Source organism: Solibacillus sp. FSL R5-0449, from assembly GCF_037975215.1.
Lineage (GTDB): Bacteria > Bacillota > Bacilli > Bacillales_A > Planococcaceae > Solibacillus.
Genome location: NZ_CP150239.1, coordinates 301,148 through 327,377, shown reverse-complemented (window position 1 = coordinate 327,377; position 26,230 = coordinate 301,148). Strand labels below are relative to the sequence as shown.

Annotated in this window: 26 protein-coding genes, 1 other RNA gene and 1 riboswitch; of the genes, 8 read left to right on the top strand and 19 right to left on the bottom strand. The window is 39.9% G+C overall.

The annotated features are described in order from the left end of the window. Positions 1-39 precede the first annotated feature (39 nt). Both MKY27_RS01620 and MKY27_RS01615 read right to left on the bottom strand, forming a co-directional pair. Complete coding sequence (locus tag MKY27_RS01620; RefSeq protein ID WP_339197180.1) at positions 40-438, bottom strand: hypothetical protein; 399 nt, start codon at positions 436-438, stop codon at positions 40-42. Positions 439-625: 187 nt separating this feature from the next. Next, positions 626-1,930 carry an O-acetylhomoserine aminocarboxypropyltransferase/cysteine synthase family protein gene (locus MKY27_RS01615; protein ID WP_339197177.1) on the bottom strand — a complete coding sequence of 435 codons (1,305 nt, stop codon included), beginning with the start codon at positions 1,928-1,930 and terminating at the stop codon, positions 626-628. 117 nt (positions 1,931-2,047) lie between these two features. Next, positions 2,048-2,162: riboswitch (SAM riboswitch) on the bottom strand. A 243-nt stretch (positions 2,163-2,405) separates the two neighbouring features. Here MKY27_RS01615 and nfsA point away from each other — a divergent pair. After that, on the top strand, positions 2,406-3,140 hold the full coding sequence (gene nfsA, locus MKY27_RS01610) for an oxygen-insensitive NADPH nitroreductase (RefSeq protein WP_339174900.1): 735 nt from the start codon (positions 2,406-2,408) through the stop codon (positions 3,138-3,140). A gap of 45 nt (positions 3,141-3,185) precedes the next feature. On the opposite strand, the gene MKY27_RS01605 is transcribed toward nfsA, so the two are convergent. Beyond that, positions 3,186-4,865, bottom strand: a complete 1,680-nt coding sequence (locus MKY27_RS01605; protein WP_339197174.1) for a hypothetical protein — start codon at positions 4,863-4,865, stop codon at positions 3,186-3,188. Positions 4,866-5,035: 170 nt separating this feature from the next. On the opposite strand from MKY27_RS01605, the gene MKY27_RS01600 reads away from it, so the two are divergent. The 3 genes from MKY27_RS01600 (at position 5,036) to MKY27_RS01590 (ending at position 8,175) form a co-directional block, all read left to right on the top strand. Then, positions 5,036-5,698, top strand: a complete 663-nt coding sequence (locus tag MKY27_RS01600; protein ID WP_339197171.1) for a lysoplasmalogenase — start codon at positions 5,036-5,038, stop codon at positions 5,696-5,698. A 30-nt stretch (positions 5,699-5,728) separates the two neighbouring features. Then, positions 5,729-6,952 (top strand): peptidase T, encoded by a 1,224-nt coding sequence (pepT, locus tag MKY27_RS01595; protein WP_339197169.1) that lies wholly within the window; start codon positions 5,729-5,731, stop codon positions 6,950-6,952. Positions 6,953-7,182: 230 nt separating this feature from the next. Further along, positions 7,183-8,175 (top strand): multidrug resistance efflux transporter family protein, encoded by a 993-nt coding sequence (locus MKY27_RS01590; RefSeq protein WP_339197167.1) that lies wholly within the window; start codon positions 7,183-7,185, stop codon positions 8,173-8,175. 213 nt (positions 8,176-8,388) lie between these two features. Here the strand turns inward: MKY27_RS01590 and MKY27_RS01585 are convergent, their stop codons facing one another. From MKY27_RS01585 to MKY27_RS01565, 5 genes are all read right to left on the bottom strand, one after another. Then, positions 8,389-9,465: a S26 family signal peptidase gene (locus MKY27_RS01585; protein ID WP_339197165.1), complete on the bottom strand. Its 1,077-nt coding sequence runs from the start codon at positions 9,463-9,465 to the stop codon at positions 8,389-8,391. 3 nt (positions 9,466-9,468) lie between these two features. Further along, a complete protein-coding gene (locus MKY27_RS01580) occupies positions 9,469-9,963 on the bottom strand; it encodes a sigma-70 family RNA polymerase sigma factor (protein WP_251690566.1) in 495 nt (164 codons plus the stop codon). A 26-nt stretch (positions 9,964-9,989) separates the two neighbouring features. Next, positions 9,990-10,277 (bottom strand): hypothetical protein, encoded by a 288-nt coding sequence (locus MKY27_RS01575; protein ID WP_339197164.1) that lies wholly within the window; start codon positions 10,275-10,277, stop codon positions 9,990-9,992. Further along, complete coding sequence (locus MKY27_RS01570) at positions 10,243-11,268, bottom strand: polysaccharide deacetylase family protein (protein WP_339197163.1); 1,026 nt, start codon at positions 11,266-11,268, stop codon at positions 10,243-10,245. Before MKY27_RS01570 ends, MKY27_RS01575 begins: the two co-directional genes overlap by 35 nt. 367 nt (positions 11,269-11,635) lie before the next feature. Then, positions 11,636-12,064: a DUF4395 domain-containing protein gene (locus MKY27_RS01565; protein ID WP_339197161.1), complete on the bottom strand. Its 429-nt coding sequence runs from the start codon at positions 12,062-12,064 to the stop codon at positions 11,636-11,638. 208 nt (positions 12,065-12,272) lie between these two features. Between MKY27_RS01565 and MKY27_RS01560 the strand changes: the two genes are divergently transcribed. After that, positions 12,273-12,980: a Fe-S oxidoreductase gene (locus MKY27_RS01560; protein ID WP_339174892.1), complete on the top strand. Its 708-nt coding sequence runs from the start codon at positions 12,273-12,275 to the stop codon at positions 12,978-12,980. Positions 12,981-13,931: 951 nt separating this feature from the next. Here MKY27_RS01560 and MKY27_RS01555 read toward each other — a convergent pair. The 7 genes from MKY27_RS01555 to MKY27_RS01525 all read right to left on the bottom strand — a co-directional run bounded on the left by MKY27_RS01555 (position 13,932) and on the right by MKY27_RS01525 (position 20,839). Then, positions 13,932-15,044, bottom strand: coding sequence for an amidohydrolase (locus MKY27_RS01555; RefSeq protein ID WP_339197159.1), 1,113 nt, complete (start codon positions 15,042-15,044; stop codon positions 13,932-13,934). Between the two features lie 148 nt (positions 15,045-15,192). Next, the gene (locus tag MKY27_RS01550) at positions 15,193-15,330 is read right to left on the bottom strand and encodes a hypothetical protein (protein WP_014824892.1); all 138 of its coding nucleotides are present in this window, start codon (positions 15,328-15,330) and stop codon (positions 15,193-15,195) included. 170 nt (positions 15,331-15,500) lie between these two features. Beyond that, the gene (locus MKY27_RS01545; protein WP_339197158.1) at positions 15,501-17,516 is read right to left on the bottom strand and encodes a TRAP transporter permease; all 2,016 of its coding nucleotides are present in this window, start codon (positions 17,514-17,516) and stop codon (positions 15,501-15,503) included. Then, positions 17,509-18,015: a DUF1850 domain-containing protein gene (locus MKY27_RS01540; protein ID WP_339197156.1), complete on the bottom strand. Its 507-nt coding sequence runs from the start codon at positions 18,013-18,015 to the stop codon at positions 17,509-17,511. Before MKY27_RS01540 ends, MKY27_RS01545 begins: the two co-directional genes overlap by 8 nt. An 83-nt stretch (positions 18,016-18,098) precedes the next feature. Continuing rightward, positions 18,099-19,109: a TAXI family TRAP transporter solute-binding subunit gene (locus MKY27_RS01535; RefSeq protein WP_339197154.1), complete on the bottom strand. Its 1,011-nt coding sequence runs from the start codon at positions 19,107-19,109 to the stop codon at positions 18,099-18,101. 361 nt (positions 19,110-19,470) lie between these two features. After that, complete coding sequence (locus MKY27_RS01530; protein WP_339197152.1) at positions 19,471-20,010, bottom strand: superoxide dismutase family protein; 540 nt, start codon at positions 20,008-20,010, stop codon at positions 19,471-19,473. Positions 20,011-20,095: 85 nt separating this feature from the next. Further along, the gene (locus tag MKY27_RS01525) at positions 20,096-20,839 is read right to left on the bottom strand and encodes a LysM peptidoglycan-binding domain-containing protein (protein ID WP_339197150.1); all 744 of its coding nucleotides are present in this window, start codon (positions 20,837-20,839) and stop codon (positions 20,096-20,098) included. A 396-nt stretch (positions 20,840-21,235) separates the two neighbouring features. Between MKY27_RS01525 and MKY27_RS01520 the strand changes: the two genes are divergently transcribed. The 3 genes from MKY27_RS01520 to ssrS all read left to right on the top strand — a co-directional run bounded on the left by MKY27_RS01520 (position 21,236) and on the right by ssrS (position 22,714). Beyond that, positions 21,236-21,424, top strand: coding sequence for a YjfB family protein (locus MKY27_RS01520; RefSeq protein WP_339174884.1), 189 nt, complete (start codon positions 21,236-21,238; stop codon positions 21,422-21,424). 295 nt (positions 21,425-21,719) lie between these two features. Next, positions 21,720-22,364, top strand: a complete 645-nt coding sequence (locus MKY27_RS01515; protein WP_339197147.1) for a YfbR-like 5'-deoxynucleotidase — start codon at positions 21,720-21,722, stop codon at positions 22,362-22,364. A gap of 158 nt (positions 22,365-22,522) precedes the next feature. Next, positions 22,523-22,714, top strand: a non-coding RNA gene (ssrS, locus tag MKY27_RS01510) — 6S RNA. Positions 22,715-22,833: 119 nt separating this feature from the next. Here the strand turns inward: ssrS and MKY27_RS01505 are convergent. From MKY27_RS01505 to MKY27_RS01490, 4 genes are read right to left on the bottom strand one after another with little or no spacing between them, the layout of a single operon-like run. Beyond that, on the bottom strand, positions 22,834-23,436 hold the full coding sequence (locus MKY27_RS01505; RefSeq protein WP_339197145.1) for a malonate decarboxylase holo-ACP synthase: 603 nt from the start codon (positions 23,434-23,436) through the stop codon (positions 22,834-22,836). Continuing rightward, entirely contained in the window at positions 23,427-25,115 is a 1,689-nt protein-coding gene (locus MKY27_RS01500; RefSeq protein ID WP_339197143.1) for a biotin-independent malonate decarboxylase subunit beta, read from the bottom strand. The genes MKY27_RS01505 and MKY27_RS01500 overlap by 10 nt, the downstream gene beginning before the upstream one ends. Continuing rightward, positions 25,108-25,404 carry a malonate decarboxylase subunit delta gene (locus tag MKY27_RS01495; RefSeq protein WP_079523867.1) on the bottom strand — a complete coding sequence of 99 codons (297 nt, stop codon included), beginning with the start codon at positions 25,402-25,404 and terminating at the stop codon, positions 25,108-25,110. Before MKY27_RS01495 ends, MKY27_RS01500 begins: the two co-directional genes overlap by 8 nt. After that, positions 25,358-26,227 (bottom strand): triphosphoribosyl-dephospho-CoA synthase, encoded by an 870-nt coding sequence (locus MKY27_RS01490; RefSeq protein ID WP_339174879.1) that lies wholly within the window; start codon positions 26,225-26,227, stop codon positions 25,358-25,360. Before MKY27_RS01490 ends, MKY27_RS01495 begins: the two co-directional genes overlap by 47 nt. Between the last annotated feature and the right edge of the window lie 3 nt (positions 26,228-26,230).

The following is a 26,230-nucleotide window of genomic DNA, read 5'->3' as shown; positions in this document are numbered from 1 at the left end:
AACACTAGCAAGGGGGCTCGCTAGTGTTCCGAAATTATTTTATACTGCCACGTTTATATCATTAAAAGCCCGTAAACGATAGGCAGTTAAAATTTTGGTCATGACGATTTCCTCTTTTGCCGAGTAGTCAGGAACCGCGTATGGGCGCTCCACTAACTGAAATTCCCCGTACTTTAAAAACCATTCTCTTGCTGGCGATAAAATATGGGCTGTACCATGAATTTTGTATGCTTCGGCTACTTCTTTTACAACATAACCTTCTGTGGAAAGATCGTGAGCTTGTTCTGAGAAAGCATTGTGTCCAAAAACATGCTGCCACATCGTATTCACATCGGCCAAAATTTGCTGGATAGCGCAAGCGTTCACAAATTCCTTTACGTCATTAAGTTCATAAATAATATAGGCTGCAATGTTTTGTGCACTGTATACTTTCCCCATGTTGAACAACTCCTTTTCTTCCAATGATGCTGCAACATCATTTTAAATTTTTCTGGTTGGTATTTTATTATCCCCATTGTATTACTAGGTTTTATATTTGTCAATAAAACTTATAAAAATAGTAGGGATTAATTTTCTAAAAATTGCTTAACTTCTCGAATGGGAGAAGCTAAGCCTTTCATCACATTTATACGTTTGTTTCTACGCCTACTTCAGCCGCAACTTTTGCTAGTGCCTGTTCTAAATCAGCGATAATATCTTCTGCTGCTTCTAACCCGATCGATAAGCGAATGAGCTCTTCCGATACGCCGGCAGTTTTTAATTCTTCAGCAGATAACTGTTGATGTGTTGTGCTCGCAGGGTGGATGATCAATGAACGGGCATCCCCAACGTTCGCTACATGAGAGAACAGTTCCACGTTATCGATTACTTGGCGGCCTGCTTCACGCCCACCTTTAATACCGAATGTAATGATCGATCCGAAGCCATTTTTCAAATACTTCTTCGCTAGATCATGTGTCGCAAAATCTTCAAAGCCGTTGTAATTTACGTATTCCACAAATGGGTGGTTTCTTAAATACTCGGCTACTTTTTGTGTATTTTCATTGTGTCGGACAATACGCAAATGAAGCGTTTCAAGTCCTTGCAGGAAGTTAAATGCCGCGTCAGCAGATAATGTTGGACCAAAATCACGCAATAGTTGAACACGAAGCTTTGTCGCAAATGCAGCGCCTGCTGTGTCAATTCCGTAGCGTAGACCATGGTAGGAAGTATCCGGTTCTGTAAATCCTGGATGTCTTCCTTGCGTCCAATCAAACTTCCCTGCATCAACAACAATCCCGCCGATCGTCGTTCCATGACCGCCAATCCACTTTGTTGCAGAATGAATGACAACATCCGCGCCGAATTCGATCGGATTACTTCCGTATGGGGAAGCAAATGTGCTGTCGATTAATAAAGGAAGACCATTGTCATGAGCAATGTTTGCTACCGCTTCAATATCCAGTACTTTTAAGCTTGGATTTCCGATAATTTCAGCGAAGATTGCCTTCGTTTTATCCGTGATTGCCGCCTGGAAGTTTGCAGGATCTGATTCATCCACAAATTTTACTGTAATGCCGTAGCGAGGCAATGTAGTTGCGAATAAATTGTAAGTCCCGCCGTAAAGAGAGCCTGCCGCAACAATTTCATCCCCTGCACCGGCTACGTTTAAAATAGAAAATGCTACTGCTGCTGCGCCAGATGAAAGCCCTACTGCAGCTGTACCCCCTTCTAATAAAGCAACCCGTTCTTCAAATGCCCCGACTGTCGGGTTCATAATACGGGAATAAATATTGCCTGTCTCCTGTAATGCAAATAGACGTTGCGCATGAGCAGTGTCGTTAAATGCATAAGCCGTTGTACGGTAAACCGGAACAGCGATTGCTCCTGTTTCAGGATCTGGTTTTTGACCCCCGTGTAATAATAATGTTTCTGGTCTTAAATTTGTCATTTTATTACCCCCAAAAATTTAATCGATGGTGAAATCGGTGTTTTTTGAGGAGGATTTTTTAAATGAAAAAAACCCTCTTCAGTTAAGAAGAGGGTTGCGCATGAGCAAGTTTGCCTCCTCTTATCTTTCAAAATGATTGTCCATTTTGTAGGATTTAGCACCTTAGTCAGTTCATCACTTACTGGTTGCCGGGCATCTCAGGGCCTATTCCCTCCGCCGCTCTTGATAAGAGTTATGTGATTTGTGTTCCATCGTTGTGTCTCAGTATAAAACATACTAATCCGATATGTCAATACAAAAAATTTAAAATTTTCAGATTTAATTCTGATTGCTCTTATCTGTATTTAACGATATGCAAAAATTCCCTCACTAAGAATTGAACAGACGCTAATAATCGACTTCAAGTAAAATATTGACTAAAATAAGCATGAAGGATACACCATTAAGTTTTATTACATAAAAGGGAGATGTTCACGTGAATACAAAAGAATTATTACGCAGTCATACATCTGTTCGTAAATATACAGGTGAGGAAATTTCAAAAGAAACGGTCATCGATTTAATCGAAACGGCACAAATGGCAGCAAGTTCGCATTTTGTCCAGGCATACAGTGTCATTTGGGTAACGGATGAAGAAAAGAAAAAGAAGCTTGGGGAACTGTCTAAAAACGAATTCCAGTTCAAAACAGCAGGTGCCTCTTTCTTGTTTTGTGTAGATTTCAAACGTTTGCAAGTAGCGGGTCAAAAGCATGGGGTTGATATTTCTGCTGACTCTGCTGAAAATGTTCTTGTAGGGGTAGCAGATGTTGCGTTATTTGCCCAAAACTTCGTTATTGCAGCTGAATCAATGGGTTATGGCATTTGCTATATCGGTGGTGCCCGTACTAATCCTAAAGAAATCAGCGAGCTTTTCAATTTACCGGAATACGTTTTCCCGTTGTTTGCGATGACAATCGGTACACCGACAAAACGTAACGAAACAAAGCCGCGTTTACCGGTAGCTGCGGTGTTGCATGAAAACGGTTATGACGTTGATAAGTATGAAACACTTCTGGATGAGTACGATGGAATTATGGAAGACTATTACAGCAGCCGTTCTTCAAATCAGAAGACTGCGACATGGACGAAACAAATGGCTGATTACTTAGTTCAGCAAAACCGTCCGCATATGAAAGACTTCCTTGCTTCACGAGGCTTTACTTGGAAGTAATCCAATTAAAAAGGAGTATGCCTCAAAATGGCATACTCCTTTTGTTTATTTCAACCCTTCAATCTGCAATGTTTTTACAGGTTGGAAGTCTTCTCCTGTTTTTGCATACGTAATCGTCGCCTGGTCACCTTCTTGCAAGTAGATTGCAAATGGTGCAACTTCTGTAGATACGATGAAGTTTTCGCCTGTGTTCGCCAGGAATGATACGATCGTGAAATCACCTACACGTTCTTTATAAACACGCACGACTTTTACTGTCGCTTTAGCTTCTTCAGCATTCGAAGTACCATCTACCGTACTTCCACCACGGCTTAGCGCTGTTTTATAAAGTCTTAATGCTTCATTTGGCGTCGTACCAAATGCCGAAATTTCAGGATTTGCTGCAGAGACGATGAAGTAATTTTGCAGGAATCCGTTCGCATCCAGTACAGCTGACAGCCAGCTCGCTTCACCATAGAAGTTGTAAAGGATCGGCATTTCGCCTTCCCATTCTTTTTCGATGAACTTTTTCTCGATAATTTCAAGAGCCCCTTGGGAATCCATATAAGACTCTTCCAGATTTCCGGTATAGTACGTTGCTTCACCCGTACGTGCATGTGTTAATGCATAACCAAGCATCGAGTCAACGCCCTCTTTAGGACTTGTAAAGTCAGTGAAGTAATACATTTCCCCGTCTTCCATAAAGATCGGGCTTACATTTGCTTCCGTACCTTCATCACTCGGCAACTTAACATCCTTTTTGCCGACTAGACTATTCCAGAAGCCGTGTACATAGTTACCGTAATAACTATTCTGCAAACTTACTGCTTCCGGTGATACAGCACCATCAATAAATTCCGGTACATCCGCAATCGCAATTTTTTCTGTAGCACCCGTCTCCGCATCAACAAGTACAATCCCTTTTACATCAAAGCCGTTACGTGCCGAAATAAATTCGCCGTAAGAACGGATGTAATACGGTTTTCCCTCTTCATCAATTTCCAGCTGCGGATCACCATAGAAAATTAATGATGGATTTTGAAGACGAATATGACGCTCCAGATTTTTATTTAAATAAGCTGATGGAACATAGCTCATTTCAGCCTTCACAAACTTTGGATTATCGCTTGAGTCTGTTGCACTCATCGTGAAATAACCAGGTGTTGTTTTTCCGTTGAACCACTTAAAGAATCCTGAAAACTCTACAGGTGCAATGTAAACATAGTTACCATTTACTTTTTGAATTTGCAGGTTTCCTAATTCATAATAGCTTGTGTTTGGCACTTGTCCAAACGCTTTTTTCATTTTATTTTTAGCGAACTTTGGTGGTACACTTGCCGGTGTTTTCGTCTCATCAAACGGCGAAATTTCCGTTTTTTCCTTCATCTCTGAAGACTTGAATTTTTCATCTGCATTTAAAAATGGCGCACTTACTAAATAGCCGATCCCAATAATGCTGACAAGCACGATTGCCGATTTAACTTTTTGCTCCTTACCGACTGCAAAAATTGCTCCGATAATTGCTACAACAGGTATTACGTATAGAAAAATCGTCCAGTTCAGATCGATTTTAGAAATATATACAGTTAAAAATACTGAAATAAAACTTACTATAAATGTTGTAATAAATAAGCTCGTAAATGTTTTTGATGAAAGCTCCTTATTGCGTACCTTTTTTGATAACGGCATTAATAATAATGTGATCAAAAGTGATCCAATTGCCGTTATTAGCAATAATTGTCCCATAACTATCACCCTCTCTTACTTATTATGTACGAATAACCTTCCAAAAAGATTCATAAACAAGTAAAACCGCATAATTTCTGGCATAATAGAACATATATTGAATTTTCTTGAAATCATAGTTTTGTTATTTAGTAATTATATATAAACATTTTTATTTAGGGGGTTAATGGATGGCACGTAAAGTTCTGATTTTACTGTTCTTTGGGCTTGGCTTTTACTATGTATTCTTTTTTGAAACGATCGATAGTTCTCTAAAAATGGTCTTTAAGCTTTTGCCAATGATTTTGCTTATAGCGCTTGCCTTTTTAACAAAAGTTCAAGTGAAATCTCCGTATTATTGGCTCATCTCAACCGGTTTAATTTTCTGCGCTGTTGGCGATTATACATTGCAGTGGTTCATCGTGGGACTTAGCTTTTTCCTGATCGGTCATATTTTCTATATTTTTGCTTTCCGTTCAACAAACCACCAGAACACACCACTATATGTAAAAGTTATTTTAGCTTTATTCGGTGTAGTTATGATGTTCTGGATTGCGGGAAGCCTGCTGCAAAAAGGAGATACGGTACTTGCCATTGCAGTGACTGCCTATATTTTCGTTATTTTAACGATGGGGTGGACATCATTCCGAACAGGCAGTAAGTTTGCTGTCATCGGTGCTATCCTCTTTATCATGTCGGACTCGGTATTGGCGATCAACCGCTTCATGTTTGATGTTCCCGCTTCCCATATTCTGATCATGTTCACGTATTACGGCGCACAGTTTCTCCTCATGCTCAGCATAATGGATTATGACAAAATTAGTTCAAAAACCGAAATAAAAAGTGTAGAATAAAAGCAATAAGTATTAGGAGGTCTTTTTCGGATGAAAGAGAAAGTAATTGAACGTTTAGTACGCTATGCAAAAATTGATACACAATCAGATTTCAACTCTGACACAACCCCTTCAACAATGAAGCAATTCGATTTATTACATGTATTAAAAGATGAATTGGCAGCAATCGGTTTAACAGATATTACACTTGACGAAAACGGCTACCTTTTTGCAACACTTGAATCAAATACAGATAAAGACGTACCGACACTTGGCTTTTTGGCGCATGTTGATACGACATCGGATTACACAGGAACAAATGTACAGCCTCAGCGCATCGATAACTATGACGGTGAAGCGATTACATTAAAAAATGGTTTAGTGATGGCACCGGACTACTTCCCGAACTTGAAAAACTATGTTGGCCAAACGTTAATTACAACAGACGGCAATACATTGCTTGGTGCGGATGATAAAGCCGGCATCGCTGAAATTATGACGGCGATGGAATACTTAGTGAACAATCCGGAAATTAAGCACGGGAAAATTCGTGTAGCCTTTACACCGGACGAAGAAATCGGGCGCGGTCCACACAAGTTTGATGTCGAGAAATTCGGTGCGGATTATGCGTACACAATGGATGGCGGTCCACTTGGTGAGTTACAATACGAAAGCTTTAATGCAGCTGGCGTAAAGGTAACGACACGCGGCACGAACATTCACCCTGGTTCTGCAAAAGATAAAATGGTGAACTCGATTACAATGGCGATTGAATTCCAAAATGAAATGCCTAAAGATGCAGTTCCTGAAAAAACGGACGGCTATGAAGGCTTTATCCACTTAATGCATTTCAACGGCGGAATTGAAGAAACAACAATGTCATATATTATCCGTGACCATGATCGCGCAAAATTCGAAGAGAAAAAAGAGTATATGGCAAAGGTCGGCAAAGCGTTACAGGCAAAATACGGGGAAGAGGCAATTACTGTAGCAATCGATGATCAATATTACAATATGGGCGAAAAAATCGAGCCTGTGATGGAAATTGTCGATATAGTAAAAGAAGCGTTTGCCAAGTTCAACATTACACCGATTGTCGAGCCAATCCGCGGTGGTACTGATGGTTCCCAACTTTCATACATGGGCTTGCCGACACCGAATATTTTTGCAGGCGGCGAAAATATGCACGGTAAGTATGAATTTGTATCAGCAGAAACGATGGAAAAAGCGACGGAAGTCATTATCGAAATCGTTCAGTTATTTGAACAACGTTAGACCAAAAGCGCTAAAGCGCCCGTCTAACTCCGAGAGACATTGGAGGGCCCGACGCAAAAGTAAACGCTTTACCACTTTTGCACGGAGGGACCTAATGGTGCGAGGAGTTGGCGCTTTAGCCTAGACGGTGAAATTATAATGACTGAAATTAAATGGGGCGATTACTTTCGCTCCATTTTTTTTGTATACTTAATAGACAGAAAATTCAATACAATCAAGTGAGGTGTGTGATGAAGGAAATACTGATTGGCATTTTAGCTGCCTTATTTTTTGCGGTTACTTTTGTATTGAATCATTCAATGGAATTGGAAGGCGGCAGCTGGCTATGGAGTTCTTCACTCCGCTACTTTTTCATGCTCCCCTTCCTCATTGCCATTGTCGCCATACGGGGAAAAGGCGGTTTTCGTTTATTATCAAATGAAATGAAAGAACATCCGGGTGCATGGCTCGTTTGGAGCTTTGTCGGGTTCGTATTATTTTATGCACCACTTACATTTGCCGCGGCATTCGGTCCAGGCTGGCTCGTATCGGGTACATGGCAGTTTACGATTGTAGCAGGTGTTTTGCTGGCCCCCTTGTTTATTACAACTATCGCCGGAAAAGATGTCAGGGCAAAAATTCCGCTTATTTCACTAGGCATCTCGGGCATTATTTTAATCGGGATTTTACTAATCCAAATTCCGCAGGCACAGTCAGTTTCTATGAAAACTCTGCTTCTCGGTATACTGCCTGTAATCATCGCAGCTTTTGCCTACCCGCTAGGTAACCGGAAAATGATGGAGCTATGCAAAGGAAGAGTCGATCCGTTTCAACGGGTTCTAGGCATGACAATTGCTTCTCTGCCCGCATGGATTTTGCTCGCCGTCTATGCATTACTTACGGTCGGCCTGCCCTCTGCGAGCCAAGTGTACCAATCACTGCTTGTTGCGGTTTCTTCCGGTGTCATTGCGACAACCCTTTTCTTTATCGCAACAGACCGGGTGCGCCACGATCAAGGAAAGCTGGCGGCCGTTGAAGCGACACAATCGACAGAAGTTATTTTTGCGATGGTCGGTGAAATGATTTTACTAAGTGTTCCGCTCCCGCAGCCGATCGCGCTAATCGGACTGGCGGTTATCATTATCGGCATGCTGCTACATAGCTATCACACAGTACTAATGAATAAAAGATTGCAAGCAGCACATGAAAAGAACTGGGACATAAGTAGAATAACCGATAAATAACAGGAATCCTTTATTAAGAAACGGATATTTTGCAAAATTGATTGGAATGCAGGGCGACTCCTGCGGGAATAGCGTGACGCCTGAGACTACAGGCTCAGGCCACGCCCGCGGAAAGCGTCCCGGAATGGAAATCAATTTTAATGCTCAGCAAAAAAATGATATTTTTCTCTGAGAGAAAAATATCATTTTTGGGTTATGTCCCGGCCTCTTTTGCTACATTCCCCACTGCCAAATGCCAGTCGGATCTTTATACATTTTAAATACATATTCTCCTACTGCTTCACGGTCATACTGGTAGCGTATTTCCACTTCTGTATCGGATAAATACGTAATATTTCGGTAGGATGCTTCCAAAAACAACTCGCCTAAACGGTTCGAATGTGTAAATGGAAGATCGCTTGCCGATAATCTTTCACTAATTGACCCATCTCCAAAAATCTGATCGTACAAATAAAGATCAAAATATTGTTCGGGTGTATAGTCATTTTCCAACTCCAAATAAATGGATGTTGTTGTACTTTCCTCTGCCAGAGCTACGACTTCCCCGTAAATTTTATGCACAGCGGTAATTGTACCTGCCTGCATTGTATTTTTTGCCGGGAAATGATTTACCAAAAAGTATTCACGCGCATTTAATAACTGATCGTAGCCTCCTGCAATCGTATTGCCGTTTTCCTCATACATTTCCTTTAATTCCGATCTAACAGGCTTCCCATTTACCGTTAACTTGCCGTCCTGCAAAACGACACGGTCTCCTGGTACAGCGACTACTTCATAATAGGCGTTTTCGTAAATTGGTAAATGACTGCTCGTATTCGTCATTGTTCGTACAATATCGCCTGCTTCATACACGGCTTCATCAAATAGATTTTCCTGACGTTCTATCACTGTATGGTAAAGTCCCTTTTTCCCTGCAAGTGTAAAGGTTTCTTTATCTACATATTGTAAATCCGATAATTGTTCCAGCACTGGTAGCTGTGCAAAAGAATCATAATCGATTGTTGATAATTGCTTCTTTTTTTGAAGAGTAGCAATTTCCGCTAAATCATCAAGCGGATCATAAGGGGCACCCCGCCCTTCATTTCCCGAATTTTGCGTAAAAGGAACGGCCGTCATAAATAGAAATACCGCAACTGCTGCAACAGCTGCCGTTACTAATTGAACATGCCACGAACGTTTCTGTTTTCGGGGGGCCGGAGTCAATTCGGATTTCACGCGCTGCTTAATACGACTTTCCTGCAAGCGTGTATCACCCATCATTTCATCCAGTTGTTTTTTAAATGGATCCATGCATCATTCCTCCAATCCCTCTTCGCTAAAAAACTCTTTCAATTGTTGCTTTGCTCGGCGCAAACGTGTTTTGACCGTATTTTCATTCAGTTGTAAATACAGGGCAATATCGGCAATGGACTGTTCGTCATAATAAAATAAAATGAGCGGCTCACGGTATTTCAGTGGTAGCTGGAATAACTTCTGTTCAAGTGATGCAAGATGCTCTTTTTGTATAACTTCCTCGTCCGTACCTTTTGTTTGAGCAAAGATCGTTTCAAAAACAACATCCTTTTTATGCTTCCATGAGCGTAAATAATCTTTTGCGCGATTGGCTGTCATTTTTGTTAAATACGTTTTCAATGACGACTCATTGCGAAACTGGTCGCTCTTTTGAAAGTATGTTACAAACACTTCCTGTACGATGTCCTCGGCGGTAGCCCAATTTTTAACGTACAAATAAGCGATGCGTACTAAATAACGCGTGTGCTCATCAACAATTGCATCAAATTCTCTCATGTAACGATTTACACCTTCTTATATCCTTAAGACCAGCCCACCCCCTTTACAAAGGACGTGAACTGTTCAAATGTATTATTTTCAGTTATACCGAAACGATTGACCTCATAATTTGATTGATGCATATTCGCATAGCCTTTATTTGTCGTAAAACCGATTAACAGTCCGACTTCCTTCATCGCTGCGATCATATCTTCATCGTAATGACCGAATGGATACGCTAAAGAAGTCGCATTCGTCAGCATATTAACATTTTGCTGCAAATCCTTCGCAATGTCATCAGCTGAAAGTTCTAATGCGGATCCCTGCCCCATTGCTGAACTGATGCAAATTATGTGTATGCGCTTCGTACTGAAACACATCCGTCATTTGCTGCATCTCTTCGGCTGTGAAAAATTGAAGCGGTCCTTTCGCATCAAAAACTTGTTCACCTTCGAAACGTTCTGTACGAGAAGATATAATATGCTGTACGGCAGAAAATCCATGTTCCTTTAAAATCGGATAAGCATAGACCTTTGTCGATAGTAAACCATCATCAAATGTAATGAGTATTGAATTAACCGGTAAAATTTGGCGACCTTCCAAATAATCATAAAGCTGCGTTGTCGAAATTGTTGTAAATTGCTCTTCAGCTAAAAAGGCCATTTGCTGTTCAAATGATTGTACAGAAACCGTACTTGCATTTGTCACCATTTCTTCTTTCGGCAAAATATGATGATACACTAAAACTGGAATTCCTTCATCTATTTCAACTGATGTTTTATGTATATAACCGGCACGTTCTCCTACTTTAATGACAAACCACTCATCAATCTCCCCCACTACCGGGTAGCGGAACCCTTGTGAAAGCTGCATCAGTGCACTGCTCTTAAGGCTTTTTTCTTCATATACAATTGTTTTTTTTGTCGTTTTAATTGAATTTGTTATTTCTGTATTTACCAATGTCTCAAGCGGACGTTTTTCTACAGCAGCACTTCCCTTTTTAATAAAGGCCGAAATTTTCCCGAATCGCAGTTCATAATAAAGTTCATCTTCCCCAACAATCGCAAATGAAGTATTCGCATGAACAACTCCAATTTCAGTGAGCGCATTTCCTTTTATATAAATCGGCTGCTCCTCATTCAGGACAATAACTTTTTCAAATAGATGTGTAGCTTGTTCGATTGGGTTTCCATTTTCCAGACCCGCCAAATCCTTTTCATTTGCAACGGCCCGTTCAATCTTTTCACTTGAACCTCTATATTCAATTGTCAGGAATAATACGCAAACAGCGATAAACCCTACAGCAATTAACTTTTTCATCATTTCCTCCGCCTATCTTTTTTGCTTAAGCAACGTACAGACGGAGAAATTCAAAATAAGTTTCAAAAAAGTTTAAGAAATTTTTTGCACACAAAAATACCCGTATCTGTAAGCGACACGGGCAATGGGTCTCCCAATTAAGGAAGAAAAACTAAAAGAAAAATATAAAGGGTGAAAAACTAAGTGTCTGACACACAGTCAAACTTACATTCTAAATGAGGGGGTTTAGAACGCTATGGCTGAGCTAACAAACTCCTGGAGAAAAGTTGTTAGCCCAGACTTATTTGTACTGTATTACAAATAAGCTCTTGCTACAGTTATAATGATAATGATTATCAATATCATTGTCAACCCATTTCCAATATTCTTCTTAAGAATTTTTTACTGTTCGACGATATTGGTATTGTTTGAATTGAAATAACATAAAGCATCCAATGCAAAAACCTAAAATTGCGACAAAGGATGCAACAGCCACCATAATCGTAAAGCTGTATGCAACGACCGGCCAATTAAAGGCAAACCCTACTATTCCGCCCGCCAGACAAATGCTCGCAATCGCTGAATTGAACTTTTGCTGTCCGATATCTTCAGGAATATAAGATTTGATGTCTTTTGTTAAAAATATTTTCGCAAAGCGCATTATCGGATTAAACCCGGTGAAAATCCCAAGTAAATTTGCAATTAACGGAATCGCCAAAATCCAGTACTGTCCTGTCACCCATGTGATAACGACTGATAAAAATATAACCCACTGATTTACACGCACTAATGGTCTTGGTACAGAAATAGGTTTCGCCATAAATACCAACCTTTCTTATATGTTTAATTTATTATAGCGTTTTTCACCTCGTTTAGGAAGAGAAATGGTATAGTAAATATAAAGTAAAACTTCAATCAGCGGGATGTGTTCCTCCCCCAACGATTGTTAGTCGAACCAATCGGGCATTAACAGGTCGTTCTACTACCGGTTAATGCGGGATAAATATTTTTTAGAAAAGGTGATACATATGCCTGCACTTTCTTATGATCAAGTACGACAATTAAATTCCTATAGTATTTTTACCGAAGAACCGGACCGCCCATTATTTACATTGGCGAATCTACATAAAGACTTTTATTTGACGGATTTTCGCAATTTGATGATGGGTATTACAAATGCTGCTACGGAAGCTGCGGCCATCTCCCACTTCGGGCGTCGCTACGGCATGTTTGTGGCGATGCAGTTTTATATGCTGACGACGTATGATGAAGTTTGGGACGGCAAGCCGGAAGATCTGCGTTTTGCTATTGTTCAGGAGTTCGGTATTCATACACTCGGGATGTATATAAACCCGAATGATTTCCGCTATGTGGAGGATGATGAACGCGAACGAGTAATGACGGATATTTTATACAAGACATCCGTTGTTATTGGCCAGTTACGGAAAACAACATCCATTTCACCGCTGACTTTGTGGGAAAATATTTTCGGATACATGCTTTGGCACTTCCATACTTTACTTGAAAATCCGGCATTGGCTGACCGCGCTTTCGAGGATCTGGACATGCTCGAAGATAAAAATGTTTGGCGTTACTTCTCGGATAAATCGCTGTTTTTAAAATACACAGGCGGGAAAAGCCCTTCCGCTCTCATCAATCAGCCTGTTCGGAAAAGCTGCTGTTTTTCAAAGGATATCCCCGGCTTAATGGCGTGCGGATTTTGCCCGATGAAGTAGGGTTTTGTTTTGTAAGTGCCGCTTAATAATAGCGGCACTTTTTTGTATGGCTGAGGTTGGTTGTCCGGGGGGAGATTTTCTAATATATAGCCCACTTGTTCTAATAAAGTTTGAAAAGTTCTAATAAATTCCGGATCTTCTAATAAAGTAGGCCGATGTGCTAATAAAAGTTACAGAAGTTCAAATATAGGTATCCGATTTTCTAATATGTAACCCGGTTTTTCTAATATCGCTTAAAAAGTTCTAATAAACCGGTGAACTTCCTGAAAAGGTCCGGTGCACAGTCACAGCATTTTTAGGCCAAGGGGAGATTTTCTAATATATCGCCCAATTGTTCTAATAAAGCTTAAGAAGTTCTAATAAACTCCGGATCTTCTAATAAAGTAGACCGATGTGCTAATAAAAGTTACAGAAGTTCAAATAAAGGTACTCAATCTTCTAATATGTAACCAGGTTTTTCTAATATCGCTGAAAAAGTTCTAATAAACCGGTGACCTGCCAGAAAAAGTCCGGGGCACAGTCACAGCTCTTTTAGGCCGGGGGAGATCTTCTAATATATAGCCAGCTTGTTCTAATAAACCTTGAAAAGTTCTAATAAATTCCGGATCTTCTAATAAAGTAGGCCGATGTGCTAATAAAAGTTACAGATGTTCAAATAAAGGTATCCGATCTTCTAATAAGTAACCCGGTTTTTCTAATATCGCTGAAAAAGTTCTAATAAACCGGTGACCTGCCAGTAAAAGTCCGGGGCACAGTCACAGCTCTTTATAGGCCAAGGGAGATCTTCTAATATATAGCCCACTTGTTCTAATAAACCTTGAAAAGTTCCAATAAGTCTCCCCGGTTTTCTAATATCCGGTCAAACTTTTCTAATATCGCAGCGCCGCTTCAACTACAACTAAAACCACACAAAAAAACGATGCTACCAACTACATAGCATCGCCCACCATCTTATTTCATTGCACTGTTTTTCAATGTTGCTGCCATTACTTTGGCGCCATCGATTAATGCCTTTGCATCAAAGGTCATTTTCGGGTGATGGAGTCCCGGACCAAGATCTGCACCAACACCGATCATCGTCGCCTTCAACTCTGTATTTTTAATCGTATAGAAGTGGAAATCATCACTTCCCGGTGTTATTACTGCCGGTGCCAGACTTTTCTCTCCAAGTGCTTCCACAATCGAGCGTTCTGCAATTGCTGCTGCTTCCGATGATACTTCCGCACCTGGTGTAACGTCCATCCAGTCCCATGCAACCCCGATATCGAACATTTCTGCAATTTGTTTCAAGCCTTTATCCACATCACGTTGCACTTGCGCCAATACTTCATTTTTCTGTGCACGTACATCAATCGAGAAAGTTGCATTGCCCGGAATAATATTGACGCTTCCGCCATCCGCTACAATCTTCGTTAACTTCGCTGAGTACACTTCAAACGGATCGACGTGGATGTTTTTCAGCATTTGCTGAATCGCTACCACAACATCGATTGCATTTTTCCCTTGGTGCGGACGAGCGCCATGTGCATCAATGCCAGTAATTGTCCCAGTTAAGAATGCTGCTGCGCCATGATAAATTGCAGGTGACACTTTCCCTAATGGCAGCTCTTCCATCGGACGTAGATGAACACCGAATAAATGCGTAACATCTTCCATAACACCGCGGTCAATCATTGCCAATGCCCCGCCACCTGTCTCCTCAGCCGGTTGGAAAATAAAACGGATTTTCTTATTTAATGATTCATTTTTTAATGCATAAAGCGCACCTAGTACAATAGATATGTTTGCATCATGTCCACAAGAGTGGTTTGCCTGCATAACGCCATCCACTTCCTGCCATAGTGCATCTATATCAGCGCGAACCGCTATTATCTCTTCGCCTTTTCCGATTTCCGCGACAAGGCCCGTTACATCATCAAATTTTTTATAGCTGACGCCCATATCATCTAAGATTTCTGCTAATTTTGCTGTTGTTTTTAATTCTTTCCAGCTTACTTCAGGGTTTGCATGGAAATATTGAAACCAATCAAAAATCATTTGTTCTGTAGAGTTAACCGCTAACATGAAACGCACCTCAAATATTATTTAGTACTTCTATTATACAGTACAATTTTTGCATACTACATTATTAGTGCCTAAAAAAACGACATCTATCCAATCAGTTTTGTTGGATAGACGCCGTAATAATTTTATTTTCATTTTAAAGACTCCTTTATAAGCTTGAGAAAAACCCTTGCGGATATTGCGTGCGTTCTTCGCTTTCCGTTACCTCTTGCTGCTCGGCTAACTCAAACTCCACCTCTTCATCAAATAAGTATGTTTCAAACGTCGACTTTAAAAGTGTTGACATATCATTTCTCCCCTTTTAATTATTTGAATTTTTAGTTAATTTAAATAATATAATGGTTTTTCAAGAAAATCAACAAATAATTGCGTTTAATGCATAAAAAGTATTAAATCTATCTATTTCTGAGATCAATAGGAAAAAGCGCCTAAAATAAATTTCAGGCGCCTTCATTTTTATGAAATGGCCACTTTGGATCCATTTCCTTTATTTCTAGTAATATATTGAATCACGAACATAACACCAAATACAATAAGTCCAATTGTATCTGATAATGATTCAGGGTAAATCATTGCTAAACCTGCACCAAGTAAAACAATACGTTCAATCCAGCTTACAGCACGGTACCAGTAACCAATAACTCCGACACCTATAGCAATCATACCCATGATTGCAGTGAACACTACCCATAAAATTTGCCATATCGTCACATCAATCATAAGCAGTGCCGGTGAGAAGATGATCATATACGGGATAATGAATGCCGCAATAGCAAGTTTCGAGGAATTCACACCAGTACGAATCGGGTCTCCTCCTGAAATACCGGATGCTGCAAAGGCGGCGAGCGCAACAGGCGGTGTAATATCCGCAATAATACCGAAATAGAACACGAAGAAGTGTGCTGATAAAACAATAACAAGCGGTGCTGCACTTGCTGGTACATCAGGCGCCAGTAACGCGATGATTGCTGGTGCAGCAATCGTTGATGTAATAACATAGTTTGCTGTTGTCGGTGCACCCATACCTAAAATTAACGAAGCAATCATTACAAAGAATAATGTAAGGAGAATGCTTCCTCCTGCTAATTTAACTAAGCTGTTTGCAAGAGACAGCCCTAATCCTGTCTTTACAACAACGCCGACGATAATACCCGCACAAGCTGTTGCAGCAGCAACTGCCAATGCCGAGCGTGCACCCTCAACCATCCCGTCGATAATTTCTTTAAAACCGAATTTAATATCCGGGTTAATGAATCCTACAACTATACAAGAAATAATTCCGTATAGTGCCGCGTGGATTACCGGTACACCTGACATCATCAGAATGATAATCAGTACAATCGGAATAAGTAAGTAAATTTTCTTGAATACTTTCGAACGATCAGGCATTTCCTCGTCTTTTAAGCCGCGTAATCCTAAACGTTTTGCTTCAAAGTGTGTCATGATCCAAATACCTGTAAAGTATAAAATTGCCGGAATGGCAGCAGCCTTGGCAATATCCCAATATGTGACGCCACGACCAATAAACTCAACCATTAAGAACGCTGCAGCACCCATGATCGGTGGCATTAACTGACCACCTGTAGATGCCGATGCCTCTACAGCACCTGCGAAGTTTTTGTTGTAACCGAGACGTTTCATCATCGGAATTGTATAGGAACCGGAAGTTACTACGTTCGCTACAGAACTTCCTGAAATTGTCCCTTGCAGTGCAGAAGAGAAAATCGCAACTTTTGCAGGACCACCCGTTAATTTTCCGGCAATCGCAATTGCTAAGTCATTGAAGTATTCTCCTACCCCTGTTTTTACAAGAAACGCCCCGAATAATAGGAACGCGAAAATAAATGTAGAAGATACTGCTAATGGTGTCCCTAAAATACCGTCTGTCGAGAAGAACATTAAGTTCACAATACTATCCAAGCTTTGACCACGGTGTGCCATAAAGTCCGGCATGTATGGACCGAAAAATGCGTAAAGTAAAAACAGCCCGGCAATAATAGTGATTGGTAAACCGACTGCTCTACGGGCACCTTCCAATACGATAATTACCGCCAGGATTCCAATATAGAAATCCATTGTTTGTAGTTGACCTAAACTTTGAACAAGCCGGTCATAATTGATTACCCAATAACTTCCCACAACAATAGCAATAATCGCTAAAATATAGTCGTAAAACGGTATTGTCCGTTTCGATAGCTTACGACTTGCCGGGAAGAGTAAAAATACAAACGTTAAAGCAAATCCTAAGTGAACCGTACGCTGAATTTGCGCAGGAAACTGTCCGAAAATTGCTGTGTATACTTGGAATAGTGTAAATGCCAGCAAACCAAAATAGATGATATACTTCATGAAATTTTGCGGGTTACGCTGATTTGATTCCAAATCATATTTTTCAAGTAATTCCTTCTGCTGTTCCAAAGTCAGTGATTCGTGTAAAGCTCCCGGATCTAAAGTCTCTTTTTTGTCAGCCACCTAAATCGACTCCTTTCAATTTGTCATATAAAGACAACTTTTGAATTGTTACTGTATACGATTTCCCTCGTATTAAATGCTTTTTTAAAGGAATGATTTTCCCTTTATGTTGCAGATTTAATTTATAGTCGACATTCCCAATATGTAACGTAAATTCTTCTAATTTTGCATCGTTATATTGAAGTGTATAAACACCATCTTCGTAATGCAGTGTCTGCCCTTCTTCAGCATGACCCGGCATCCCTATTGCCACATCCGTGTACTCCATTGCAAGCAGCTGAAATTCATTTGTAGGCAGCACTTTATAACTCTCTGTCACATCCGTTAAATGTATGGAATGTGTAAAAACAAGCTGGAACTCATTTTCATCCTTTAACGGCAAAAAATGTTGGACAGGCTTTTGAACTCTTGTCTCGGTAAAAGTGATACTCCGTTCAAAAGGAATAAACAACACAATAACACCTAGAAAAACCAGGATAATAAAAATCCACTTTTTCATTTGGAAGATCACTCGCTTAAATTGAAAATACAACAAAGGCCTCTGAAGCTATCTTTGCGACAGAGGCCCTTCGTTTTCCCTAATTACTTTACTTCGTCAAAGTATCGTTGTGCACCTGGGTGTACGTCAATACCGATTCCGTCTAAGCCTGTTTCAGCTTTAATAAATTCGCCTTTTGCGTGACCAATTTTATCTGTATTATCATAGATTGCTTTTGTCATTGCATAAACTAAATCTTCTGGCAGGTCTTTATTTACCGCTAACATTGCACCTACAGAAACTGCAGGAACTTCTGCTTCCAAACCGTATGTGCCAGCAGGGATATTATCCACAGCATAGTATGGGTATTTCTCGATTAACTCTGCCGCTTTGTCTGCTTCAACCGGAATGATGTGTACACCATTTGTTGCGTTTAAAGCTTCTACAGCACCAGTTGGGTAACCAGCTGTAATGAATGCAGCATCAATTTGTCCTGATTGAATACCATCAGTAGACTCACCGAAGTCTAAGTTTTGTGCTTGAATATCAGTTTCAATTGATAATCCGTGGATTTCCAATAATTGTTCAGCGTTTGCATAAGTACCAGAACCTGGTGCACCTACAGAAACTTTTTTACCTTTTAAATCTGCAAATGTTTTAATGCCTGAATCAGCCAATGTTACTAATTGAACTGTCTCTGGATATAAAGCACCTAATGCTACTACAGAGTCAATTTTTTGACCTTCGAACATTAAAGTCCCTTGAGTTGCATAGTAAGCGATATCTGTCTGAACGAATGCAACTTCTCCGTCACCTGCAGCTAAAGCTGTCATGTTTGCTGCAGAAGCTTGTGATACTTCAGCAGTTGTTTTTACCCCTGTTTCCGTTGTGATTAAATCTGCAAATGTTCCCCCTAATGGGTAGTAAGTACCTTGAGTTCCACCTGTCAAAATACTTAAGAACTTAACATCACCGAAATCCGCCTTTTCAGAACCAGAATCTGTTGTGTCTGTACCAGTAGATGTTTCGGCTTCGTCGTCTCCGCCACATGCAGCCAAGACTAAAATGAAAGCACTAAGTACTAGTAAAAAAAGCATATTTTTAGTTTTGAACATAAATTTTTCCCCCTTTTTACCTCATTATAAATTTCATTTTACATACACGAATATTCAAAAGTCAATTAATATCTTACAAATCTAATTATTAAGCTAACTATAATATTCTATAAAAATCATAAAAGTGCTATAAAATGATGTTTTTCACTAAGGGCCTTCGATTGCAAAATCCTTCTTGCCCTTTAAAGGCTGTAGCAAAATGCATAAAAAATGAATAAAATTATTTTTCTAATATATATAATGTTTTTGAATAATCTGTAAATTAATAACTCAAAAATATTATTCAAAAAAAGAAAAAACACCCTTCCCCACTATGAGAAAAAGGTGTTTTTCATATTTTCCGTTTCTTGCTTTTGCGCTATTACTCGACTACCCCACACACAATTCGCGCACCTGAATTTCCTGATGGATCTGTTTTATAGTCATCGGCTTTTTCATGAATAACAATTGACGTGCCATCTGCATCAAACAGTGAATTTTCTTTTCCTTTTTCCAGTGTAAAATCGGCTGTCACAAAATTTAATTCCACTTCACCTGATTCATCCGCAGTAATATTCGGTAAATCACCTAAATGTGGTCCTTCTGGATTCTTCACACCATGCTGCTTTTTCGTAGGATTGAAATGACCACCTGCCGATTCAAAGCTAGGGGGTTCACATTTCCCTACTTCATGAAGATGGATTCCATGATCACCCGGCGGTAAACTATTTAATACAGCAGTCAGTTCGACTCCTTTAGAGGATTCCTTAAATAAAATCTCACCAACTAGATTGTTTTCTGTATCATACATCTGCGCCTTCGCAGATAGTGTTTCCGGTGCACTTACCGGGACGGTTTCCTTTTGAAATAAACCGCATCCGCTTAACAATAGTACACATAAAAATAAGCTAAATACTCGCACACTATCCCCTCCTTACAGCTAGTATTTCAATAAAGAAGGCTGAATATACAAAAAGCCACCCAAAATTGAGTGGCTTCTTTTCGTATTAGTCTAGAATTTTTACTTGCACTGTACGACGGCCCCATTCATAGGCATTACCTAGGTCTGGAATAAATACATCAATTTTATTGCCTTTAATTGCCCCGCCTGTGTCAGCTGCAACTGCTTCTCCATATCCTTCAACCCAAACTTTTGTCCCTAATGGAATGACACGTGGGTCTACCGCAATTACTTTTAAATTTGGATTGGCGCGTAAATTCGTACCGTTTGCTGTTGTCCCTGAACAACCCTCACAATAGGCTGTATACGCTGTCGCTTCAACAGTCAGTGTTCTTCCTGAATCAGGAGCTGAACTTGTTGAAGTTTTTGCCTGTGTGCTACCTGAAGCGCTTTTCACTTCACTCTTAGAATATTCCTGATGTGGACCGGATACAGTAATCGAATCACCCGGGAAAATTAAGTCCGAGTTGATATTGTTCCATTTTTGCAGCTGGTCTACAGTGGCATCATGAGCCAATGCAATATGGAATAATGTATCGCCTGGTGCAATCGTATATACTTTCTCATCATGACCGCCAACTTTTAATGTATCTCCAACATAAATTGTATTACTCGTTAAATTATTTAATTCCTTTATCTCTTCCACTGATGTTTGGAATTGTTTACTTATTTTATAAAGTGTATCTTCAGGTTGGATCGTATAAGTATCTGCAGAAGCTTGAGATGCAAATAGCCCCCCTGTAGCGAATACTCCTGCTAATAGAACTGCCATTAATTTTTTCTTTGTCAAATTTCTGTCCCTCCATAATCCCAAATAAATTTAGGTTTTTTAGACTCTGCCTATAACCTTACAGCAAATACATTGCAACACGATGACGCGGATATGAACCCTCCATTACAAGCACATTGCAGAGCTTTTGGATAATTATTACTAAATTTGAAGCGATTTATACATAGATTTACCATTTTTTTGCGGAGAGACAGGAAAGGAGCAAAAAATAATTGGAAATCCGTTGTCAGACTTATTACAAATCCCCTTATTCCTTTAATAATTCTTTCTATTTTGACGATATAAAGTGCAACTTTAAACAGTGGTATTCTTCCAAATCCACTATTTGAAGGAACACAAGTTAAATCGTCATACCTGTGTCCGTTAATGCGGGATACATGAAAAGGAGGGATTACTATGGAATTAAACGCCATTATGTCAGCTCAGTTGGCATCGTTGCAGCAAACTGTCCAGATGAGTATTTTAGACAAGGCAATGAATACCGGTGTGGCAACTGCTGTTCAAATGATTGAAGAGATGCCTCAGCCACAAGCAACTCCAGCACCCCATCCTTATAAAGGACAAACGATTGATATCCAGGTTTAGAATCTAAAAACGAAAGGACGCTCACAATTTCACGTGAGCGTCCTTTCTGTTTTTAAATATAAGTATTTCGACTGGGCGTCTGTTATTGGCAATTTGAATTACATATGAACAATCGAAGGAGACATTTTAAAAATTTTACATACTATATTAGATGAACGAATTTATATGAGAAAATTGAACGTAATTTTTGGCATTCTCCCTTATGTAAACGATGTGTTAAATTTCAGTTAAACACTTTTAAAGAAACATTTTTCGGGTATAACTAATAGTATACTGATGATAAAAATGTAAAGGAGTGATTATTATAGGTATTCATACATTTTTTACAAGTTTAAATGATTTAGAGCGCATCATCCGCTGTCCCGGTCGCTTTAAATTTGAAGAGCATAATGTGGCAGCACACTCATGGAAGGTTTCTCAGTACGCGATGTTCTTTGCAACATTGGAAGAACGTGCAGGCAGTAAAATCGACTGGAAATCGTTATACGAAAAAACGATTAATCACGATTTTGCCGAAGTATTTATCGGAGATATTAAAACACCTGTCAAACATGCAAGTGTCGAACTAAAGCAGATGCTTTCACATGTCGAAGAAAAAATGATGGAGAAATTCATCCGAGAAGAAATTCCACTTGATTTACAAGACGTATTTTTTGACCGCATGAAAGAAGGCAAAGACGAAACAATAGAAGGAAGGCTGCTTGAGTTTGCCGATAAGCTGGATCAGTTTTACGAGTCATTCTCAGAGCTGAAGCGCGGAAATACCGACAAAGAGTTTGTTCATATGTATGAAACAGCACTCAGCAAGTTACTTTTAATCGACCTCCCGGTATCTGTGGACTATTTCCGTAACGAAATTTTATCTGATGTTGTAGCGGAAAAGACGGTCATCGATATAGCAATTCTAACGGAAAACATTTTACAACAGCATACAGAATAATAACAGAAGGCTTCCGACTTATAAGGAAGGCTTTTTTATTTTGGAAATAATTCCAGCATTTTATTCCGCAAAATCTTCAATAATCCCATTCAAATCATTTGACTTTTTTTTAAAAACATACTTTATTGCAATCCGATTTAACTTACTATAAGATAACAATAAGGCTACGTTGTACGTACGAATATTAAGTTTTAACCTTTATACTTATACAGGGAGTTTTACATCGATGTTGGAATGGCGTGCCTGGACTCTTTTGACTTCAGGATAGACAGGATAGCATTTGCGAACACCCACTTTGAGGAGTGGTGGTTTAAAACTTTCTATAATAACTACGGCAATGTGGCTGCTTACATAACAGCCTATAACAGTTATACTTACAAGCACTTTCACTGAAATGGTGAAAGTGTTTTTTTGTGGGTAAAAAAAAATTCCCATTGAATAACCGCTAGTTACTCAATGGGAAAACAGACTACCCTTTATAAATTAATGATTCTTTTTCAAGCAGAATCGGCCCAGTACCCGTCCTTACGATAAAAGAAGAGTGTTGTAAATAATCGGCTAAAACAACCGCTCCAACGCCTAAAATCTCCACTTGGACATCCACACGGTGCTCACTCTTTTGCAGCTGTGCAAGAATAGGTTTCAACTGATCCAGCTGCTGCAGTTTTTCACAGTACATGACAATGTCAATATCACTCTTTTCATGGCACACATTGATTCCCGTTGCCATGGAAAAGCCGACACTTCCTCCAATGCCCCATTTAAAACCATCCAATACCTTTTCAATGTGAGCAAGTGATTGAAGATGCGTCTTGGGATATGAATTTCCTAAAATATCAAACGGCCGAATTACACGTTTAATATTCGAGATTGTTGTAACCGCTGCAAACCGTTTCGAGCGATTATTCCCCCGGAAGCCTATCGCCACTTTCCCATCCTCTACTTTCATACGTCTTACAACAGCAATGCCTTGAGCCATTTCATCCTCACTCAACCAATCCGGATATTCACCGAAATACTCGATTTGATCCATGGCCTTCAAATAAACTAAATCATGTACAGTTAGTTCCATTGCTGTGTGATCTTTTCACGTACAGCAATCGATGCTTTACGGCCGTTTTCAACCGCTACTTTTGATTGAATTCGATTTGCTAACGTTCTGTCTCCAGATTGAATAATATCTTCTTTTGCCATTACAATTGTATGAAGAACTTTTCGAACTTGTTCTTTAGATGGTTCGTCTGCGTTAATACCGTCGATCAACTCATGTAATGCGCCAAGCGTTTGGAATGAATGGACATCATACGCCATCGATGGAACAGATTTTGCAAATTCGTCCAGCTCTTCAACAGTACGCATTGTAACAAGCGCTGCTGATTTTTTTGACATTACATGTACTTGCACTTCTGAATCATCAAGCGAAATAATACGGTTACCTTGCATACCGTGTGCTAAAAATGCTCCTGAAATCGCTTTACCTACAACACATGTAACGATTGGATGTCCGCTTTGTCGCGCAACTGCATACGCTTCAACACTTGCTGCACAAGCTAAGTAAATACCGAATAATTCTTCGTGATAGCCGAATGCCTGACCTGGAACATCGACAATAGGAACGATTAATCTTTTAACCGCTGAATTTTTATCTTCTTCAATTGCCTGACGAATATATTTCGCAACAGTCCATGCTTCCTGCAGACCAAACTCCCCATTGCGGGCACGGTAAAATTTACTTTCACTGTTTGGCACGACAGCGATAAAACGCGCTTTTTCTCCATTTAATTCAGCATCAGCCACTAAGACTGATGGTGTCTCTGAGATCGATGGTGCATTATTTGTAAATGCATTAAACCATGTACGGCCTCTGCTTGGATTTTCCCCATCCGCCACCGTTGCTTCAGCATTTGCCAATTCAGCTCGGTTGCTCAAAATTTCCTGTGCTTCTTCCGTACTGATTTTTTCTTCAAACTGTAAGTGCTTCAGCATATTTAAAAATGTATCGTACTCTGTTGTTCTTTGTTTGAAGCTGTTTTTTGCCCATAAGTCTTCCAGCGTATCTAAGTAGTTTACGACATCATCTTCAACGATTGCATCCACTAAGTTTGAATTATGGCGCATTGACCCGCCAATCATTTTCCAGATAAACGGCTTTTGTTTTGCATTCAGCTCTTGGATACCCGCTTCCTGCTGAACTACTTCAGGACCGTTCATACCAAGACGCCCTTCTCGTGTCATAATTAAAGCGGAACAAAGACCTGCTGTTAATGACATCCCTCCGAAAGAACCGACTTTCCCAGGAATGATACCGATGACAGGTACATATTTTTTCAAAGCGACAATCGCTGAACTAATTTCAGCAATCGAAAGAAGTCCGTAGTTCGCTTCTTGCAGACGAACGCCGCCTGTATCGTAAATGATAACCGGATAAATAAGTTCTCCTGCTTCACATGACGCATATGCACGCTCTAAAGCCCCTGCAAATTTCGCGCCGGAAACTTCACCGATTCCTCCGCCTTGGAAACTTCCTTCTATTGAAATAACTAATGAACGACGGCCACGGATGGTCCCTTGCATGATAATCATTCCATCATCACTTTGCGGAACGATATTTTGCGCTTCTAGATGAGGTGATTCAAAAAAGTCGAATGGACCTAATATTTCATGTGCTGTTCCTTCATCTAATAGTAAAAGTGCACGTTCTCTAGCCTTACTTTCTACTATACTTACAGGTAATGTAATAGAATTATTCACCGAAAACCACCTCCGCTGCCTGTGCAAGTCGTATCGATACGACACCTGGTGTTGCACCGAAATCATTAATCTTAATCGAAGCCAATATATCCTGCTGAGAAACAAAGCGCTCCACTACTTTTTGCCAAGTTTCAGCATAACCTGTAATTCCTGTACGAACTTCTACTTTTGTTTCCGAGCCTTCGATTGGCTGGATCAGTATTTCTAAATCCCCCGATCCTACAACCCCGATATGCGCCTGCTTAGTAACCGGACGATTTGCCTGAAACGTGTAATTCAACTTTTCCATGCTGTGCACCCCTTTTCAGTTTATCTGACATATTAATTACGAATATTGTGGCTGCCAACAAATCAGCCGAACCCCCTGGAGATAACCAGTGCTTAATATACAATTCATCAAGTTTCTTCATATTTGAAATTGAAAAGTTAGTCAGCAGTTTTTTCGCTTCCCGCTTCGCCATTTCCAATCCTTCAAGACCGCCTCGATGAAGTAAACAAGTGTCGTTTAAATTTGCGATCAGTACTAACAATGTCGTAAGCTTCGCATCTCTTAGCGACATCTTCTGTGCCGCCTGTAAAAACGCTGGCAAACTATATTTTTGAATGTGAGGGAATGCCTGTTGGGCTTCTTCTCTCGCACCCGGAATTCCATAATTCTCTTTTACTTTGCTTCCGTTCGTTTTGGACTTTGGAATATATTGATCCGGAAGATTGGCCAATTCTGCAGCATCATTAAATACTTGCGGAAAAAGTACTTGGCCCTGTCTTCTTGCAATTGCAGAGCAAAGTAATCCAATCGACCAGATCGCCCCTTTGTGCGTGTTACTATTTTCAGTAACCGCAAACATTTCCTTTTCGCCATTCCGTCCTATTGCCCCAAATTGTTCCCTTATTTCTACTGTCGGCTGTCGGTTGAAACTCAGCATTGCCATTTGATAAAACGTATTGTGCAATGAATGGGCTGAATTTTGCATTTTTGTTAAAGATAAATCATGATGTGCACCATTATTGTCTGTATCTACTAAACCAGGCTTTGGTGTTAATTGAACTTCTTCGATTAATGCTGCAACTGCCTCATCAGCAATCCGTTTACAAATTACATGCTGTTTCATTCC